The organism is Pseudomonas sp. GT1P32 (assembly GCF_054897805.1).
This window is the reverse complement of sequence record NZ_CM142704.1, coordinates 2,078,509-2,094,744: the sequence shown is the minus strand read 5'-3', so window position 1 is coordinate 2,094,744 and position 16,236 is coordinate 2,078,509. Positions and strand designations below refer to the sequence as shown.

Genomic DNA, 16,236 nt, shown 5'->3' with positions numbered 1-16,236 from the left:
TTTCTGATGACGCAGGCTTATTCGTTGCAAAATCAGCCTAGTTATCAATTTGAGATCCATCCCATGAGACTTCTGGTTGCTGAAGACGAACCGACATTAGGTATCTATTTACAGCAGGGTCTAACGGAGGCTGGGTTCAATGTTGATCGATTCACCGACGGCGAGGAGGCCCTTCAGCGCGCCTTGAACGAGGGATATGACCTGCTGATTCTTGACGTTATGATGCCGGGTTTGGACGGATGGCAAGTCCTACAGAGGGTGCGTGCATCAGGTATGGATGCTCCTGTCCTTTTCCTTACTGCGCGAGACCGTGTTGAAGATCGGGTCAAGGGACTAGAGCTTGGAGCCGATGATTATCTGATTAAGCCCTTTGCGTTTTCTGAATTGCTGGCTCGGGTCAGAACGCTGCTGCGCCGAGGGAGTAGCGCGCCATCGCAAACCCATATGAAATTGGCCGATCTTGAGGTTGACCTGCTCAAGCGCCGGGCTATCAGAGGAGGCAAGCGTATCGATCTCACGGCCAAGGAGTTTGCGCTGCTGGAGTTGCTTCTCCGTCGTCGGGGCGAAGTACTATCGAAATCGCTTATTGCCTCGCAAGTCTGGGACATGAACTTCGACAGCGATACCAACGTGATTGAGGTTGCGGTGAGGAGGCTCAGGGCGAAGATTGATGACGACTTCGAGGTCAAACTCATTCAAACCGCTCGCGGCATGGGCTACATGATCGATTCACCAGACACGGAACTGGAATGAACCGCCTATCCCTGACAACACGCCTGAGCTTGATGTTCATGCTTTCGGTGACGGTTGTCCTCACCGTTGCCGGAGTCAGTTTCAATCACCTCAGTCAACGTCATTTCGAAATGCTGGATCAGCAAACCCTGGACGAAAAACTAAACTCGGCCCAAAGGATTTTGGGTGAGATGCGCAGCATCGATCAATTCAGTGAGCTAAAGCCGCAGTTGGAGGCTTTGCTAGGGGCCCACCGTGATTTGACTGCCATCATTCTGAACAACGACGGAAAGCTGTTTTTCTCTGGCCCAGGGCCGGTTAATGTCCCAGAGCAGTTTCGCACACGGATAGGTAACACGATGTGGGAGTGGCGGGACGAAGAGCATATTTACCGAGGTGTCACCGCCCAAGCAAAGGTTTCCGGGCAGGACCAACCACTGACTGTGATCTTGATCTTTGATGTTACGCAGCACATGTTTTTCTTCGAGACACTTCAAAGATGGTTCTGGATAGGGCTCGTAATCAGCGCACTCGTTAGTGCGGGGCTGGGATGGATGGTTGCCCGCAGCGGCATGCGTCCTATTCGTCAGGTGACCATGGTCGCCGCATCCATGTCTGCTAAATCACTCAAAGAGCGCATCCCATTGGCGCCCGTTCCAAAGGAGCTTCAACAGATGGTGTCGTCATTCAATGCGATGCTGTCGCGTCTGGACGATGCTTTTGTGCGGCTGTCGAATTTTTCCGCAGACATTGCTCACGAACTGCGGACCCCAGTCAGCAATCTTATGACCCACACTGAGGTGGTGCTCTCAAGAAAAAGGAACATTGAGGACTACGAAGACAATCTGTACTCGAACCTGGATGATTTGAAGCGAATGTCTCGCATGATCGATGACATGCTTTTCTTGGCTAAATCCGATAATAGATTGCTCAAGCCAGAGAACGATCAGATAGACCTACAGGAGGAGGTGGGGAAGCTGCTTGAGTACTACCGTCTACTGGCTGATGAACGCAGCATTGAGCTTAGCGTTTCGGGGGCAGGAAGTGTCCGGGGTGACGTATTTATGTTACGCAGGGCGATCTCGAACTTGCTTTCAAATGCGCTACGGTACACGCCAGAGGGGCAAACCATCCGTGTGGATATCCGTCAGAAAAATACGTCGACAGTTGTGACGGTGCAAAACCCCGGGAAGACCATTGCGCCTGAACACCTTGAGAAACTATTTGACCGTTTCTACCGCGTAGATCCTGCACGACGTGAAGGAAGCCCTAGCAACGCTGGGCTGGGTCTCTCGATCACTCGATCAATCATTGAAGCTCATGAGGGCAGGATCTGGTGCACCTCGTCAAATGGAACAACCGGCTTTCATATTGAACTCCCTAGTGCCGGACTGAAACGCGCCTGAATTTGGAGACGCCTCTTAAGTCGGCTCCACGCCCAAGAACTCCATCCAACATGGACGTTTGTTTTGCAGGATGTGCGCTTCTGTTTGACCTATATCAACGCTCCGAAAACAGGCGAGAGCTATTCTTAAATTGACAGAGAGCCAATTTTTAGATTCGAAGCATTCATTCTGGCAGACACCCTTGAGGCTGATCTTTGGTTTGCTTCTGGTGTCTGCCTTTTTTGCGTTCCACGGTAACCATGCGAGCTTTCCCCCTTACCCTTGGAGATCGTCATGCAAGCACCACTGAAGCTAGTTCTAGCACTACTACTCACTAGCGCTGCTGTACTCGCTAACGCCACTGATACTCATCATCCAGACGACGCTCAAGCGCCCTCAGCCCAGGCAAGCGGGCAGACCAAGCCTGCCACGGACAAAGCCGTAGCTGAGCAAATGCAGAAAATGCAGGCCGCCCACGACAAAGTCGCAGCAGCCAAGACTCCGACAGAGCGCCAAGCTGCCATGCAAGAGAGCATGCAAACGATAAAGGGGTCCATGGCTATGATGCGGGACATGCACTCAGGTGACCACTGCAAGGGCATGGGTATGTCTAAGTCAGAAAACGGCAGTGGCATGGAGATGATGGATATGATGATGCAAATGATGGATCAGCAGTCCAGCATGATGAACATGCAGATGTCCAAATGAAGGCGTACCCAATGCAGCGCCGAACCTTCCTCGGCGGGGTGGCAGTTGCAGGGTTGGCGGCGCCTTGGCTGCAAGCGTGGTCAGCCGTAGATATGGCCTCGGCGCCTGTTGGATTACCATTGCTTGCATCAGATCTACTACCGGCTGATGCCACACTGCGCGAATTACCCAAACTGGCGAATGCGAGCAGCATTCCAGGCCATTTTCAAGCCACGCTGACCGCTGCGCCGCTCAAACTGCCCTTGATCCCCGGACATGCGTCGACTGAGTTCTGGGGCTATAACGATAGTTTACCTGGTCCGTTGATTGAGCTTTTTGAGGGTGACATGGTGGAGATCACCTTCATCAACAACCTCAAGCAACCCTCTACTATTCATTGGCACGGTCTGCCAATTCCGCCCGAGCAAGACGGTAATCCCCATGATCCGGTGCCACCTGGCGGACGCCATACTTACCGTTTCAATCTGCCGCAGGGGAGTGCGGGTACCTATTGGTACCACCCCCATCCACATCAGTACACCGCTGAACAAGCCTTCCGTGGATTAGCCGGGCCACTACTGGTTCGGTCGCGAGAGGATCCACTGGCCGAACTGCCGGAGCGATTGTTGGTGGTCTCTGACCTCAAACTCGACCGCTACGCCGTCATCGCCCCGAACGATTCCAATGATTGAATGAATGGCCGCGAAGGGCAGTTCGCCTTGGTCAACGCTCAGCGTCAACCAGTCTTGCCGTTTGACGCGGGAGGTCGTGAGCGCTGGCGCGTTTGGAATGCTTATAGTGCCCGCTATCTGCAACTCACATTACCCGGTAGCACGCTGACCCTGGTCGGTACCGACGGTGGCTTACTTGAAGCCCCTCAACCTGTACAGGCCGAATACCTATTGGCACCTGCCCAGCGGATCGAACTGATCGTCGATGCTGGCACCCTTCGTGATCGCATAGAGCTGAACGCGAATATCTACCCACGCGGCAAAATGGGCGACGTCGAGCCTGACAAGGTCATGTCTCTGCTAACGGTCGATTTCACGGCGGTCAGAACAACAGCTCTGGCTGCCTTGCCTGGTAGGCTTGGTTCAGTAGCCGACCTCGGTCCGGTCGCAGCACACAAAAAAGTGGTGTTCAGCGAAAAAATGAATATGGCCAATGGTCGTCATCGCATGCAGTTCCTGATCAACGACCAGGAGTACGACATGGGGCGGGTCGACCTTGTAAGCAAAATCAACGAGGTGGAACTGTGGGAAATCGTCAATCGCTCTGATATGGATCATCCTTTCCATTTGCACGGCACCCAGTTCCAAGTAGTTGAGAGAGAGTTGGATGGGGTGATCACGCCTGCTCCATTCCGTGCCTGGCAGGACACGGTCAACCTGCGCTCGAATGAGATCGTACGGATTAAAACTGTCCAGCGATGGTCCGGATTACGTATGTTCCACTGTCATATTCTCGAACATGAAGCGACGGGAATGATGGGGCAGCTCAAAGTGGTTTGAACAAGAGCTGCTAGTCGCTATGGACCTCAGGTTTGACCGGCTGAAAAGGCAGGGAGTTGCTCGGGGTTGGTGAGCCTGATGTCGCTGGTCCTGATCGATTGATGCGTACGTTACCTATCCCATGAAAAACGGATAGTTTTGAAACTACCGACATGGTGTTTACTCTAACCGCGAGTCCTGTTCCAAACCTCAATTCAGACTCCGGTGTGGAGGAAAACCACGAGGCTTTCGATAGATACCCGTCTAGTTTCATTGGATGTACTGCATCCAATCGATGGAATAGCACGTCACTCGCCGCATCTCTTATTAGCCATTACCGTTCGTCCCGGTTGGGGGCGTCAGAGTCGATTGTCACCACAATGCTGATGCAGAGATCGGGCGCCAAGCTTACTGAATTGTAATCGACCAGTCGGCTGCAATGTGGCATCGTGGCTCAGCTCTAAGACACAAGAGTCTTTGATCAATTACCTAAGTTCAGTTAATACCATGACGGTTTATGCATTTGGCTGTGTTATGTGGTTTTAGCCTGATCGAAAGTATAAAACTAGATCTTCCCCGCCAAACCTCGAACCTACAGCTTATGCTGTGAGGAGTCTTGCATGTCACCTTTTAAAACTACCACCGTGATGGTTGGACTAACCGCAGGGTTGCTTTTGAGTGCTGTGGCACAAGCGCATCCAAAGTTGGTGTCTTCTAGTCCTTTAGAGGGCTCGACCTCCGCAGCACCTTCCAAGATCGAACTGCACTTCTCGGAGAACCTCACGACTCAGTTCTCAGGAGCGAAACTGATCATGACCGACATGCCGGGCATGCCGAACTCGCCGATGGGAGTTAAGGCTGGAGTCTCAGGCGGCGACGATCCAAAAACGATGGTCATCACACCAGTTGCACCATTGACCACTGGTACTTACAAGGTCGAATGGCGTGCTGTTTCTTCAGACACTCATCCCATCACAGGCAACGTTACATTTAAAGTGAAATGATTTATGAGCGACTCAATCAACATCGCCCTTCGTTTCGCTCTTTATTTGGATCTGATGCTGCTGTTCGGATTAGCAATTTTTGGATTGTACAGCCTCAAGGGAAAAGAGCGAGTATCCGGCGCTGTCTTGAATTTTGAGTCGCTCCTTTTGGGTGCAGTAATTATTGGTATCGTTTTATCCCTTGCTGCTATGTTGCTTCTTGCGAAAGCGATGAGTGGTGTTTCAGAGCTAATGGAGCTGCATCACCATATATTTAAAATGGTTCTTATGGGAACCGACGTCGGTTTGACGTGGATGGTGCGAATAGTCTCCCTTGTGATGGCCGGTATAGCCGTCACACTTAACAAGCGTTTCCCAAGTCTAAGTCTATGGGCGGTCACCGTCTTTTCTGCGATTGCTTTGGCGACTTTGGCATGGACAGGACATGGCGCGATGGACGAGGGCGGCAGTCGTTATATGCATTTCACCAGCGACATATTTCACCTTTTGGCCGCAGGGGGCTGGATGGGGGCTCTCGCGGCATTCGCTTTACTGCTGCGTGAGAAGATACTTAACGGTGAACAAGAAGTACGAGTTCTTTCCCGGGTTCTGACTGGATTTGAATCGGCAGGAGCGCTAATTGTTGTGATTCTAGGTATTACCGGAATAGTAAATTACCTTTTTATTGTAGGTCCGACCCTGGACGAGGTGATGCTTAGCACTTACGGCATATTACTGTTCTTGAAGGTTTTGCTATTCGCAGGGATGGTTATATTGGCGTCTCTAAATCGCTTTCATTTGAGCCCCCTATTAGAGCGCTCAATCAAGAAGGGAGAGCATGCCGTCGCCGTCAATGCCTTGCGACGTAGCATGATCCTTGAGTTCTCCGTTGCAGTGGTTATCGTATGTCTTGTCGCTTGGCTAGGAACCTTGAGTCCGGAAATGGATATGAGAGCGGTATAGAACACAGAATATAAGAAAGACTTTCTTCTACGCCGTGGAGTCTGCTCGTAATGAGCTTCTATTTTGTGCCAGCTAATGTTGGCTTAATTCTGGTTCGGTATTATCCCCTCAATCAGGGCATTTCGGTAGGCTGCTGATGACACGAGTCCAATTGTAAGAGCCATTTTCAGCGACTACACTCCAGCCCATGAAACGCTATCTGCGGTTTTGCATCATCTTCATGATTAGCCTGGCGCTTCCCCTCAGCGGGATGGCGGGTGTTCAGGCACCGACAGAACCTTGCCCAATGAAGACGATGGGCATGGCGATGATGGACGACATGGGGATGGACTGCTGCAACGATATGAAAAGCCCTTCCGAGCACGGCAAACCTTGTAAGCCGGGCCAGGAGTGTAAGACGGGCGGCATGCTGCAAGTCTCGATCTTCAAGCCTCCGGTAACCGTATTCAGCCCCGTAGTGCTTTCCTTCCTCAGCGATTCCCTACCTGTACAGACCCCGTCCGGGGTATGGCGACCGCCTCGCGTTTGATTCCTGCCCCACATTGAGCCTCATTCCGCGTTAGCGGGATGGACTAGCTGCGCGCATGTCTTTTGACGCGTGCAGTGGATGATCACAGGAATCGTAAACATGAACTCCAAGTGCTATTGCACAGGTTGGTCCCTCGTGGCCGGTCTGGCGGCAAGCGTACTGGCATTGCCGGGCTTCGCTGCCGCATTGACACTCGATGAAGCGTTGCGGCTGGCCGAAAATAATGCACCGTCGCTGACCGCACAAGACGCCAAAATTCAGGCTGCCAGCAGCGCGGCCATACCAGCCGGTGAGCTACCCGACCCCAAGCTGCTGCTGGGTGTGCAGAACTACCCCATCGGCGGTCCGGATCGCTGGAGCATCGACCAGGACTTCATGACCATGCAAATGGTCGGGGTCAGGCAAGAAATGCCCAACAGCGACAAGCGCAAAGCACGCATCGAGGTCGCCGATGCGGCCGTTGATCGCGCCGCTGCGGAGCGTCGAGTCGAACGCCTGAAGGTACGCCAGTCCACGGCGTTGGCCTGGATCAGCAGCTACTCGGTTGAACGCAAAGATGTGCTGTTCCAGGACTTCTACAAAGAAAACCGCCTGCTGAGCGATACCGTCCGGGCCCAAATTGCCGGTGGTCGCGCGCAACCTGCCGATGCGGTGACGCCCAAGCAAGAAGCGGCTCAACTGGCGGAGCAACAGGACGATCTGATTCTCCAGAGAGCGCAGGCCCGAGCAGCCCTCAAACGCTGGATTGGCCCCGCCGCCAACGACAAGCCTGTGGGCAGCTTGCCTGTATGGCCCGTCGATACCTCAAGCTACTCCCATAAACTGCAACACCATCCCGAGTTGGCCGCGTTTGCGCCGATGACCCGCGAAGCACAAGCCAAGGTTCGTGAAGCCGTGTCTGAGAAGCAGTCGGACTGGAACTGGGAACTGGATTACCAGCGCCGTGGCCGTGAGTTTGGCGATATGGTCAGCGTGCAATTTTCATGGGACCTACCGCTGTTTCCTGACTCTCGCCAAAATCCCAAAATCGCAGCCAAACAGGCTGAACTCAGCCAGCTTGAGGCCGAGCGCGAAGCCCTGTCACGCGAGCACACCCAGCAACTGGAGAACGAACTGGCTGACTATGAGCGCCTGAATCGTGCCGTACGCCGAAACCAGGAAAGCCTGTTACCGCTGGCCAAGGAAAAGGTCGACCTCAGCATGGCCAGCTACCTTGCCGGCAAAGGCGATTTAAACGCCGTTGTTGCCGCCCGACGTGAACTCATCGAGGCCCGCCTCAAACAGATCGACGTGGAAGAGCAGCGAGCACTGACCAGTGCGCGTCTGTATTTTGCTTATGGGGAGCCCAGCCAATGAGCCTTAAAAAATGGAACGGGGCATTGCTGGTTGGCATCTCGCTGGCATTAGGTGTTGCCGGTGGTTACTGGTTTGCACACCAACGCATGAGCGGAGTACCAAGTACCGCCTCGGAGCAGAGCCTCAATTCAACGGGCGAACGCAAAGCGCTCTATTGGTACGACCCCATGTACCCGCAACAAAAGTTCGATAAGCCTGGTAAGTCCCCCTTCATGGACATGCAACTGGTCCCCCAATACGCCAGCGGCGCAGGGGACCGTGCGAGTGTCAGCATCGATCCGAGTCTGACCCAGAATCTCGGACTGCGTTTTGCGACTGTCACCCGTGGGATCTTTGATTCCAGCCTCGACGTGACCGGTGCCTTGGTGTTCAACGAACGTGATGTCGCTGTGATTCAGGCACGCACCACTGGCTTTGTGGAGCGGGTCTATGCCCATGCTCCCGGCGATGTACTCAAAGCCAACGCGGCGTTGGCGGATATCCTGGTGCCTGAGTGGGCCGCTGCCCAGACAGAGTTTCTTGCGCTGAGGCGCAATGGAGATGCTGACTTGTTGGCCGCGGCCCGACAACGCCTGCGGCTCACAGGGATGCCGGCAGCACTGATTGCTCAAGTAGAACGTGGCGGAAAGGTTCAGCCGTACCTGACGCTCACCAGCCCTATTGCCGGTGTGCTGCAAGAGTTGAACGTACGCGCGGGTATGACCGTGGCGACCGGCGACACCCTGGCACGCGTCAATGGCTTGAGCAGTGTCTGGCTAGCCGTGGCCGTTCCAGAATCGGATGCCGGATCAATCACCGTGGGACAGGCAGTCGAAGCGCGTCTGCCAGCTTTCCTAGGGACAATGCTCAGTGGCAAGGTCAGCGCGATCTTGCCCGAGACCAATCCGGACAGCCGCACTCTTCGCGTACGTGTCGAGTTACCCAATCCGGACGGACGCCTCAGACCGGGTTTGACAGCGCAGGTACGCCTGAATCGTTCGACCGAGCAAAGTGTGTTGTGGGTGCCGAGCGAAGCCGTCATTCGCACTGGCCGACGTGCCTTGGTGATGCTCGCTGAAGACGCGGGTCGCTACCGTCCCGTGGAGGTGCAACTCGGGCAGGAAAGCGATGGCAAGACGGCGATATTGAAAGGTCTGGAAGAAGGCCAGAAGGTGGTTACCTCTGGCCAGTTCCTGCTCGACTCGGAGGCCAGTCTAAAGGGCATTGTTGCCCGCTCGGAGGAAGAGTCACCACCCCGCGCAGCAGCCTCCAGCTTTCATGAAGCGGATGGGCAGATCGTTGAGATCAACGATAAAGAAGTCACGCTTGCCCATGGTCCCTTCAAGACACTCGGCATGCCTGGCATGACGATGACGTTCCCACTCGCTAGTCCGGGGCTGATGCAGGGCCTCAAAACGGGCGATAAGGTTCGGATTGCGGTGAGCCAGACCGATGATGGTTTGCGTGTTGAGCGTCTGGATAAATCGAGGAGCCAGCCATGATCGCTGCCCTGATTCGTTGGTCAGTGGCCAACCGATTCCTGGTGCTGTTGGCGACGCTGTTTGTCACGGCTTGGGGCATCTGGTCGGTGCAGAGCACGCCCATCGATGCGCTGCCAGATCTCTCGGATGTTCAAGTGATCATCCGCACCCCTTTTCCGGGACAAGCGCCGCAGATTGTCGAGAACCAGGTGACCTATCCGTTGGCCACCACCATGCTCTCGGTGCCGGGAGCCAAGACGGTGCGTGGCTATTCCTTCTTCGGCGACAGCTTCGTTTACGTGCTGTTCGAAGACGGCACTGACTTGTACTGGGCTCGCTCGCGGGTGTTGGAGTATCTGAGCCAAATACAAAGTCGCTTGCCGGCCAGCGCCAAGCCGGCGTTGGGGCCGGATGCGACGGGCGTGGGTTGGATCTATCAGTACGCACTGGTGGATCGCAGTGGCGGACACGACCTGGCGCAGCTCCGCGCACTTCAGGACTGGTTCCTCAAGTTCGAACTCAAGACCCTGCCCAACGTTGCGGAAGTGGCCACCGTGGGGGGCATGGTCAAGCAGTACCAGGTGCAGCTTGATCCGCTCAAACTGGCCAGCCTCGGCATCACTCAGGCTGAGGTGACCGACGCTATCGGCAAAGCCAATCAGGAAACCGGGGGTGCCGTGCTGGAGATGGCAGAGACCGAGTTCATCGTGCGCGCTTCCGGCTATCTGAAGACGCTCAATGACTTCCGGGCGATCCCGCTCAAGCTCGGCTCGGGCGGTGTGCCGGTGACCCTTGGCGATGTCGCCACGATTCAGTTGGGACCGGAAATGCGGCGTGGCATTACTGAACTCGACGGCGAAGGCGAGACGGTCGGCGGCGTGGTGATTTTGCGCAGTGGCAAGAATGCTCGCGAGACCATTGCGGCGGTCAAAACCAAACTCGACGAACTGAAAAGCAGCCTGCCGGCTGGTGTGGAAATCGTCACCACCTACGACCGCAGCAAGCTGATCGACCGCGCCGTGGAAAACCTCAGCCACAAGCTCATCGAAGAGTTCATTGTCGTCGCGTTGGTGTGTGGGATCTTTCTCTGGCATTTGCGCTCATCGCTGGTGGCGATTATCTCCCTGCCGGTTGGTGTGTTGATTGCCTTCATCGTAATGCGTTACCAAGGGATCAATGCCAACATCATGTCCTTGGGTGGGATTGCCATCGCCATCGGCGCCATGGTCGATGCCGCCGTGGTGATGATCGAGAACGCCCATAAGAAGATCGAGGCCTGGCATGCGGCCAATCCTGAGGAGGAACTGAAGGGTGAGCGTCATTGGCACGTGATGACCGAAGCAGCGGCAGAGGTAGGCCCTGCGCTGTTCTTCTGTTTGTTGATCATCACTTTGTCGTTCATTCCGGTGTTCACGCTGGAAGCTCAGGAAGGACGCCTGTTCGGCCCTTTGGCGTTCACTAAAACCTACGCCATGGCCGCCGCGGCGGGATTGTCAGTGACCTTGGTGCCGGTGCTGATGGGCTACTGGATTCGAGGACGAATTCCCAGTGAACAACAGAACCCATTGAACCGGTGGTTGATTCGGATCTATCAGCCAGCCCTGGACGCAGTCTTGCGTCGACCAAAGATCACGCTGCTTGTCGCGTTGCTGGTCTTTGTCAGCGCGTTGTGGCCAATGTCTCGTTTGGGTGGTGAGTTTCTCCCGCCACTGGACGAGGGTGATCTGCTCTATATGCCTTCCGCTTTGCCGGGGTTGTCGGCGCAGAAAGCAGCGCAACTACTGCAACAGACCGACCGTTTGATCAAGACCGTGCCAGAGGTCGAATATGTCTTCGGTAAAGCTGGTCGTGCCGAAACCGCCACCGACCCGGCACCGCTGGAAATGTTTGAAACCACCATTCAGTTCAAGCCACATGAGCAATGGCGTCCTGGCATGACCCAGGAAAAGTTGGTGGAAGAACTGGATCGAGTGGTACGAGTCCCTGGGCTTACGAATATCTGGATACCACCGATTCGCAACCGTATCGACATGCTGGCCACTGGGATCAAGAGTCCCATCGGAGTGAAAGTTGCCGGCCCCAACCTGACGGAGATCGATGCCGCGACTCAGGCGGTCGAGCGTTTCGCCAAGGGCGTACCCGGTGTCAGTTCGGCTCTGGCCGAGCGTCTGACCGGTGGCCGCTATATTGATGTGGATATCGACCGCAAAGCCGCCGCTCGCTACGGACTGAATATCGCCGATGTGCAGTCCATCGTGGCCGGCGCTATCGGCGGTGAAAACGTCGGGGAAACCATTGAAGGCCTTGCACGCTTCCCGATAAACGTGCGTTACCCACGGGAGTGGCGTGACTCGCTCGGCGCCTTGGAGCAATTGCCGATCTACACCCCTCTGGGGAGCCAGATCACCCTCGGCACTGTGGCGAAGGTTAAGGTCACGGACGGTCCACCGATGCTCAAGAGCGAGAACGCACGACCTTCGGGCTGGGTGTACATCGATGTGCGGGGTAGGGACATTGCTTCTGTGGTCGCCGATCTACGCCGGGTCGTCAATGAGCAGGTCAAGTTGCAGCCCGGCATGAGCCTGAGTTACTCAGGGCAGTTCGAGTTTCTCGAAAGGGCCAACGCACGACTCAAACTGGTGGTGCCTGCCACGCTGTTGATCATCTTTGTGCTGCTCTACCTGACTTTTGCCCGCTTCGATGAGGCCCTCCTGATCATGGCCACTCTGCCATTCGCACTGACTGGCGGAGCATGGTTCCTCTATCTGTTGGGATTCAACCTGTCGGTCGCCACCGGGGTCGGCTTTATCGCCTTGGCCGGTGTTTCCGCCGAGTTTGGCGTGATCATGCTGCTCTACCTGAAGAACGCCTGGGCCGAGCGCGAAGACCTCGGCGACAGCACTGAGCGTGGATTGGTCGCGGCAATTCGTGAGGGCGCTGTGCAACGAGTTCGGCCCAAGGCCATGACCGTTGCCGTCATTATTGCTGGCCTGTTACCCATTCTTTTGGGTAGTGGCACTGGCAGCGAGGTGATGAGCCGCATTGCTGCACCCATGGTCGGCGGCATGGTCACGGCACCCTTACTTTCTCTGTTTGTCATTCCGGCAGCCTATCGCCTGATGCGTCGGCGCCATCTCCCAGTTGAACTCACCACCCCTCAAGGAAAAGTCGTATGAAACTGACCCTGATTGCAGTTGCAAGCACCATAGTTACACTGTCTCTTTCTGCTCTGGCGGAGGACATGCCGGGCATGAAAATGGACGGTATGGAGGGCATGCAGATGACGCAGGAAACAACGCAGGCTCCAGTCGCCACCGCCGACGGAACGATCAAGGCTATCGATACTGTGAAGCATACGGTGACCATCTCTCACGGCGCTGTTCCAGCTGTGCAGTGGCCTGCTATGACCATGGCTTTTTCCGCCACGGCGGAGCAATTGGCGGGGCTAAGCGCTGGAGATCAGGTGGCTTTCGAATTCAGGTCTGAAGGCGCGAAATCCACGGTTGTGTCCATTGTAAAGGTGAAATAACCACGAGGTGCCTAGCACCCCCTCCCACACGATGTAGGTGGAAGGGGGTTTAGCGTCGGTTAAACGATTTTGTTGTTACCCAACCGCGATCACGTTAAACCGGCGCGACTTAAAGCTGATCGTCTCTTTGAATTCCTCCACCTTACCGATGCGACGGATACTCGCCCATGTTCCTTTGTAATAGGGCACCACGTTGCGGTCGGTCCATGGGGTAGTCAAGTCTCCCATCACACCGTTGAAATGCCCAAACTGCATGAAGGTTTGATTCCGTTTGATGTCAGGCTCCAGATAGGCCAGCGCATAAGACGAACCGTAATCGTTGAACACCTCGACCACATCTCCAGATTCAATAGCCAACGCTTGTGCATCGTCGGGATTGATTTCCAGATAAGCCATCGGCACGCGCCGCTGTACGAAATCGTTGTATTGGTCGTGGTAGAGCGTTTGCCACACTTCGTTAATGCGTCCATTGTTGACCCAGAACTGGTGCTTCGCCTTCTGTTCTGCCACCGGTTTCGGCAATCCGGGCCATGTTGCTGGCTTGAACTCTGCTTTGCCGTCCGGAGTGTCGAACTTGTAATCGGTGTAGAGCATTTCGGTGCCGATCAGTTTGCCGTCTCGGTATTCTTTTGCGGGTAACTGGACACCATTGTTGCCCATGTCTTTCAGCCGCTCGTAGGTGACAAGATTGCCCGTGGTTCCGCCCTGACTGTCGATTGGGCCTGCACCGGGCTGGCCGGCCATACGGAAGCCGTCATTGAAGGCGTCCTCCTCGGTATTCCAGTCGAACCCTGCAAAGCGCGCCGCCATGTCCTGTTTTCCTTCGTCCGTATACATCTGCCGAAGTGTGTTAGCGATAGCCGCTGCGATTAGGCAATCGGCTTTCGCCGAACCAGGGGGATCCATGAATTTTTGTGAAAGGCGCATCCGGCGTTCCCCATTCATCGAGGTGAGATTTATCTCACCCGGATGGGCTGCCGGCAGCATCACATGGGCAGCTTCTGCCAGCTTGGTAGGGTAGAGGTTGATGTTGGCGAAGAAGAGACCTCCTTTGTTTTTTACCGCGTCGTAGACCGCGTCCACCATCTGCGCGGTTGTACCGCCGCGAACATTGGCCATGGCCTCCCTGACAATGTTGGCGCGTTTCAGAATGACCGCACGATGCTGCTCAGCATTCAGCGTCGTCTGGAAGGGATTAGCCCCCCATGCCGTGTACATCATGCCCTTGCCGTTGATGATCTCCTGATCCACATAGATCTTGGTATTACCTGGATAAGGGGGGCGTGTGTAACCCTCTTGATGCCCACCCATGCGCACCACACCCGTACCTCGTCGTCCGACGTTGTGGGTCGCAAGCACCAAGTCGACCAGGGCAGACTGGATGAGGTAGTTGTCATTGCCCCAGATGATCCCTTTTTCGTAGGCGTGCATGGTATGGGGGCGATGGCCAGAGGCTTTGGGTTTGTAAGCCCATTCGGCTGCTAGCTTGAGCTTGTCTACCGATACCCCAGTAACGTGACTGGTATCCTCCAGCGACATTCGATTGGCTTGAAGTGCCTGGTCAAACGCTTTGGTATGGGCTGCGATAAATTCCTGGTCATGCCATTTTTGGTCGACCACGTAGGTCAGCAAACCATTGAACAGGGCGATATCCGTTCCCGGTTCGATATCCAGGTGAAGCACGTTGTCCTTGCCCGCTGCTTGCTCGGCCACCGCAATAGTCGGTGTCCTACGAGGGTCGACAAAAATCACCTTGGCTGGAGCAACGGTTTCTCCAGGAAAACGCTGCTTACGTTTGTCGACTGTCTGCCCCTGCAAGTTGGGAAGCCAGTGCGCCAAGAAGTAGTTGGTTTGGGTTTCGTATGAGTTGCAACCGATAGCAACAATGACGTCGGCCAATTCCGCGTCTTCATAGCTGTTGTTGAGTTCGCCAATGCCCATCTCGCGGGTAGCGTGGCACTCGGAGTTGTAGGCTGGGCGGTTGTGGATACGTACCAGCGGTGTTTGCAATGCCGTGAACATCAACTTACCGGTGCCCCAGGTATTCTCAAATCCGCCTCCGGCGCCTCCGTGATCGAAGCAGTCAAAGGCGAGCGAGGCAGGTCCGTCATTATCAAGAATCTTCTTGGTCACCCCAGCGTAAAGCGCCAGAGCATCATCCCAGCTAGTGTCCACCCACTGATCAGCCACGTAAACGCGTGGGCTGCGTAACCGCTCCTTGCCTACCCCGTCGGGGCTATACATGACCTTGGCCAGTTGTCCGCCTCGTGTGGACGAGAGACCTTTATTAACTTCGCACTGTTTGTCCGGCACGATCATGATGTTGTAGCGCTTGCCGTCCTTGTCGGTGATCGTGTTCTGCATTGCCGGCGTCATGATGACAGCCAACGGGGGTAACTGTTTGCGGAAGTCGAGCCCCAGTGCGTTCTCATCGGGTGTCCGTCCACCTTCCTGATTTTCCGGCCATTTGTACACGTGATAACCACAACCCACGATGCAGAAGTGGCATGTCAGATTGGTCTTTTGGGCATCTGTAGGGGGCAGTGCCACACGATCTTTGTTGGTTGCCATTTTTAATCTCCTTATCAAAGAAGGTTGGACTGACGTCCGTAGATCAACCCTTCGACGGCAACTGCACGTACCGAATCGTCATTGGGGTTGTACTCAAGCACTATGCTCGGCAGATTCTCGGTGGCTTGGCCGGAAACCATTTGGCCAATATTCTCAGGATCGAAAATGCTGAAATGACAGGGGCATTTGAACAGCTTCTGTCCCGTGTCATAGGCGACCGGACAACCCATGTGTGTGCATAGCGTGCTGAAGGCGACAATGTCGCGCTCCGGGCCGACACCACCCGGAACAGGAGCGCCCATCTTGATCAATGCGCAAGGTGAAGCCGCGTCGGGATAGGAAAATAGGACTGGCGTGTTGACCTGCAATTTCTGAGCTTTGGTGAGCGCCTTCATTTGGTAGGGGAGATTGACTCGCCCCTCTACCGTTGGCTTTGGTGTTGCAGCTTGTGTAAGTTCAGGCAGTCCTATCGCTACGCTTGCAGCAACCCCGCCTCCAACTTTCAAGAAGAGTCTTCTGGATATCGATACCATCTCTGCCTCCGCATTGCG

Annotated in this window: 14 protein-coding genes; 12 read left to right on the top strand and 2 right to left on the bottom strand. The window is 55.1% G+C overall.

Translation table 11 applies throughout. The annotated features are described in order from the left end of the window. Window positions 1–63: 63 nt before the first annotated feature. From ACYZUC_RS09435 to ACYZUC_RS09380, 12 genes are all read left to right on the top strand, one after another. A complete protein-coding gene (locus ACYZUC_RS09435; protein ID WP_461995305.1) occupies window positions 64–753 on the top strand; it encodes a heavy metal response regulator transcription factor in 690 nt (229 codons plus the stop codon). Beyond that, window positions 750–2,138 (top strand): heavy metal sensor histidine kinase, encoded by a 1,389-nt coding sequence (locus ACYZUC_RS09430; RefSeq protein WP_461995303.1) that lies wholly within the window; start codon window positions 750–752, stop codon window positions 2,136–2,138. The genes ACYZUC_RS09435 and ACYZUC_RS09430 overlap by 4 nt, the downstream gene beginning before the upstream one ends. A 273-nt stretch (window positions 2,139–2,411) precedes the next feature. After that, window positions 2,412–2,825, top strand: a complete 414-nt coding sequence (locus tag ACYZUC_RS09425) for a hypothetical protein (protein WP_461995301.1) — start codon at window positions 2,412–2,414, stop codon at window positions 2,823–2,825. An 11-nt stretch (window positions 2,826–2,836) separates the two neighbouring features. Then, the gene (locus ACYZUC_RS09420) at window positions 2,837–3,496 is read left to right on the top strand and encodes a multicopper oxidase domain-containing protein (protein WP_461995299.1); all 660 of its coding nucleotides are present in this window, start codon (window positions 2,837–2,839) and stop codon (window positions 3,494–3,496) included. After that, entirely contained in the window at window positions 3,497–4,315 is an 819-nt protein-coding gene (locus ACYZUC_RS09415) for a multicopper oxidase family protein (protein ID WP_461995297.1), read from the top strand. It abuts the gene before it with no gap. A 599-nt stretch (window positions 4,316–4,914) separates the two neighbouring features. Continuing rightward, complete coding sequence (gene copC / locus ACYZUC_RS09410) at window positions 4,915–5,298, top strand: copper homeostasis periplasmic binding protein CopC (protein ID WP_461995295.1); 384 nt, start codon at window positions 4,915–4,917, stop codon at window positions 5,296–5,298. A gap of 3 nt (window positions 5,299–5,301) precedes the next feature. Further along, window positions 5,302–6,240 carry a copper homeostasis membrane protein CopD gene (copD, locus tag ACYZUC_RS09405; protein ID WP_461995293.1) on the top strand — a complete coding sequence of 313 codons (939 nt, stop codon included), beginning with the start codon at window positions 5,302–5,304 and terminating at the stop codon, window positions 6,238–6,240. A gap of 187 nt (window positions 6,241–6,427) precedes the next feature. Then, entirely contained in the window at window positions 6,428–6,769 is a 342-nt protein-coding gene (locus ACYZUC_RS09400) for a hypothetical protein (protein ID WP_461995292.1), read from the top strand. A gap of 99 nt (window positions 6,770–6,868) precedes the next feature. Then, entirely contained in the window at window positions 6,869–8,125 is a 1,257-nt protein-coding gene (locus tag ACYZUC_RS09395; protein ID WP_461995290.1) for a TolC family protein, read from the top strand. Then, entirely contained in the window at window positions 8,122–9,606 is a 1,485-nt protein-coding gene (locus ACYZUC_RS09390; protein ID WP_461995289.1) for an efflux RND transporter periplasmic adaptor subunit, read from the top strand. Before ACYZUC_RS09395 ends, ACYZUC_RS09390 begins: the two co-directional genes overlap by 4 nt. Next, window positions 9,603–12,761: an efflux RND transporter permease subunit gene (locus tag ACYZUC_RS09385; protein WP_461995287.1), complete on the top strand. Its 3,159-nt coding sequence runs from the start codon at window positions 9,603–9,605 to the stop codon at window positions 12,759–12,761. The genes ACYZUC_RS09390 and ACYZUC_RS09385 overlap by 4 nt, the downstream gene beginning before the upstream one ends. Continuing rightward, window positions 12,758–13,114 (top strand): copper-binding protein, encoded by a 357-nt coding sequence (locus ACYZUC_RS09380; protein WP_461995285.1) that lies wholly within the window; start codon window positions 12,758–12,760, stop codon window positions 13,112–13,114. Before ACYZUC_RS09385 ends, ACYZUC_RS09380 begins: the two co-directional genes overlap by 4 nt. 75 nt (window positions 13,115–13,189) lie before the next feature. Here ACYZUC_RS09380 and ACYZUC_RS09375 read toward each other — a convergent pair whose 3' ends face one another. Both ACYZUC_RS09375 and ACYZUC_RS09370 read right to left on the bottom strand, forming a co-directional pair. Next, entirely contained in the window at window positions 13,190–15,685 is a 2,496-nt protein-coding gene (locus ACYZUC_RS09375; RefSeq protein ID WP_461995283.1) for an arsenate reductase (azurin) large subunit, read from the bottom strand. A 14-nt stretch (window positions 15,686–15,699) separates the two neighbouring features. Further along, a complete protein-coding gene (locus ACYZUC_RS09370; RefSeq protein ID WP_461995281.1) occupies window positions 15,700–16,218 on the bottom strand; it encodes an arsenate reductase (azurin) small subunit in 519 nt (172 codons plus the stop codon). Window positions 16,219–16,236 lie beyond the last annotated feature (18 nt).

Excerpts from the sequence above, each read along its gene's own strand:
- ACYZUC_RS09435 (WP_461995305.1), top strand. The coding sequence starts at position 64 with ATGAGACTTCTGGTTGCTGAAGACGAACCGACATTAGGTATCTATTTA.
- ACYZUC_RS09430 (WP_461995303.1), top strand. The coding sequence starts at position 750 with ATGAACCGCCTATCCCTGACAACACGCCTGAGCTTGATGTTCATGCTT.
- ACYZUC_RS09425 (WP_461995301.1), top strand. The coding sequence starts at position 2,412 with ATGCAAGCACCACTGAAGCTAGTTCTAGCACTACTACTCACTAGCGCT.
- ACYZUC_RS09420 (WP_461995299.1), top strand. The coding sequence starts at position 2,837 with ATGCAGCGCCGAACCTTCCTCGGCGGGGTGGCAGTTGCAGGGTTGGCG.
- ACYZUC_RS09415 (WP_461995297.1), top strand. The coding sequence starts at position 3,497 with ATGAATGGCCGCGAAGGGCAGTTCGCCTTGGTCAACGCTCAGCGTCAA.
- copC (WP_461995295.1), top strand. The coding sequence starts at position 4,915 with ATGTCACCTTTTAAAACTACCACCGTGATGGTTGGACTAACCGCAGGG.
- copD (WP_461995293.1), top strand. The coding sequence starts at position 5,302 with ATGAGCGACTCAATCAACATCGCCCTTCGTTTCGCTCTTTATTTGGAT.
- ACYZUC_RS09400 (WP_461995292.1), top strand. The coding sequence starts at position 6,428 with ATGAAACGCTATCTGCGGTTTTGCATCATCTTCATGATTAGCCTGGCG.
- ACYZUC_RS09395 (WP_461995290.1), top strand. The coding sequence starts at position 6,869 with ATGAACTCCAAGTGCTATTGCACAGGTTGGTCCCTCGTGGCCGGTCTG.
- ACYZUC_RS09390 (WP_461995289.1), top strand. The coding sequence starts at position 8,122 with ATGAGCCTTAAAAAATGGAACGGGGCATTGCTGGTTGGCATCTCGCTG.
- ACYZUC_RS09385 (WP_461995287.1), top strand. The coding sequence starts at position 9,603 with ATGATCGCTGCCCTGATTCGTTGGTCAGTGGCCAACCGATTCCTGGTG.
- ACYZUC_RS09380 (WP_461995285.1), top strand. The coding sequence starts at position 12,758 with ATGAAACTGACCCTGATTGCAGTTGCAAGCACCATAGTTACACTGTCT.
- ACYZUC_RS09375 (WP_461995283.1), bottom strand. The coding sequence starts at position 15,685 with ATGGCAACCAACAAAGATCGTGTGGCACTGCCCCCTACAGATGCCCAA.
- ACYZUC_RS09370 (WP_461995281.1), bottom strand. The coding sequence starts at position 16,218 with ATGGTATCGATATCCAGAAGACTCTTCTTGAAAGTTGGAGGCGGGGTT.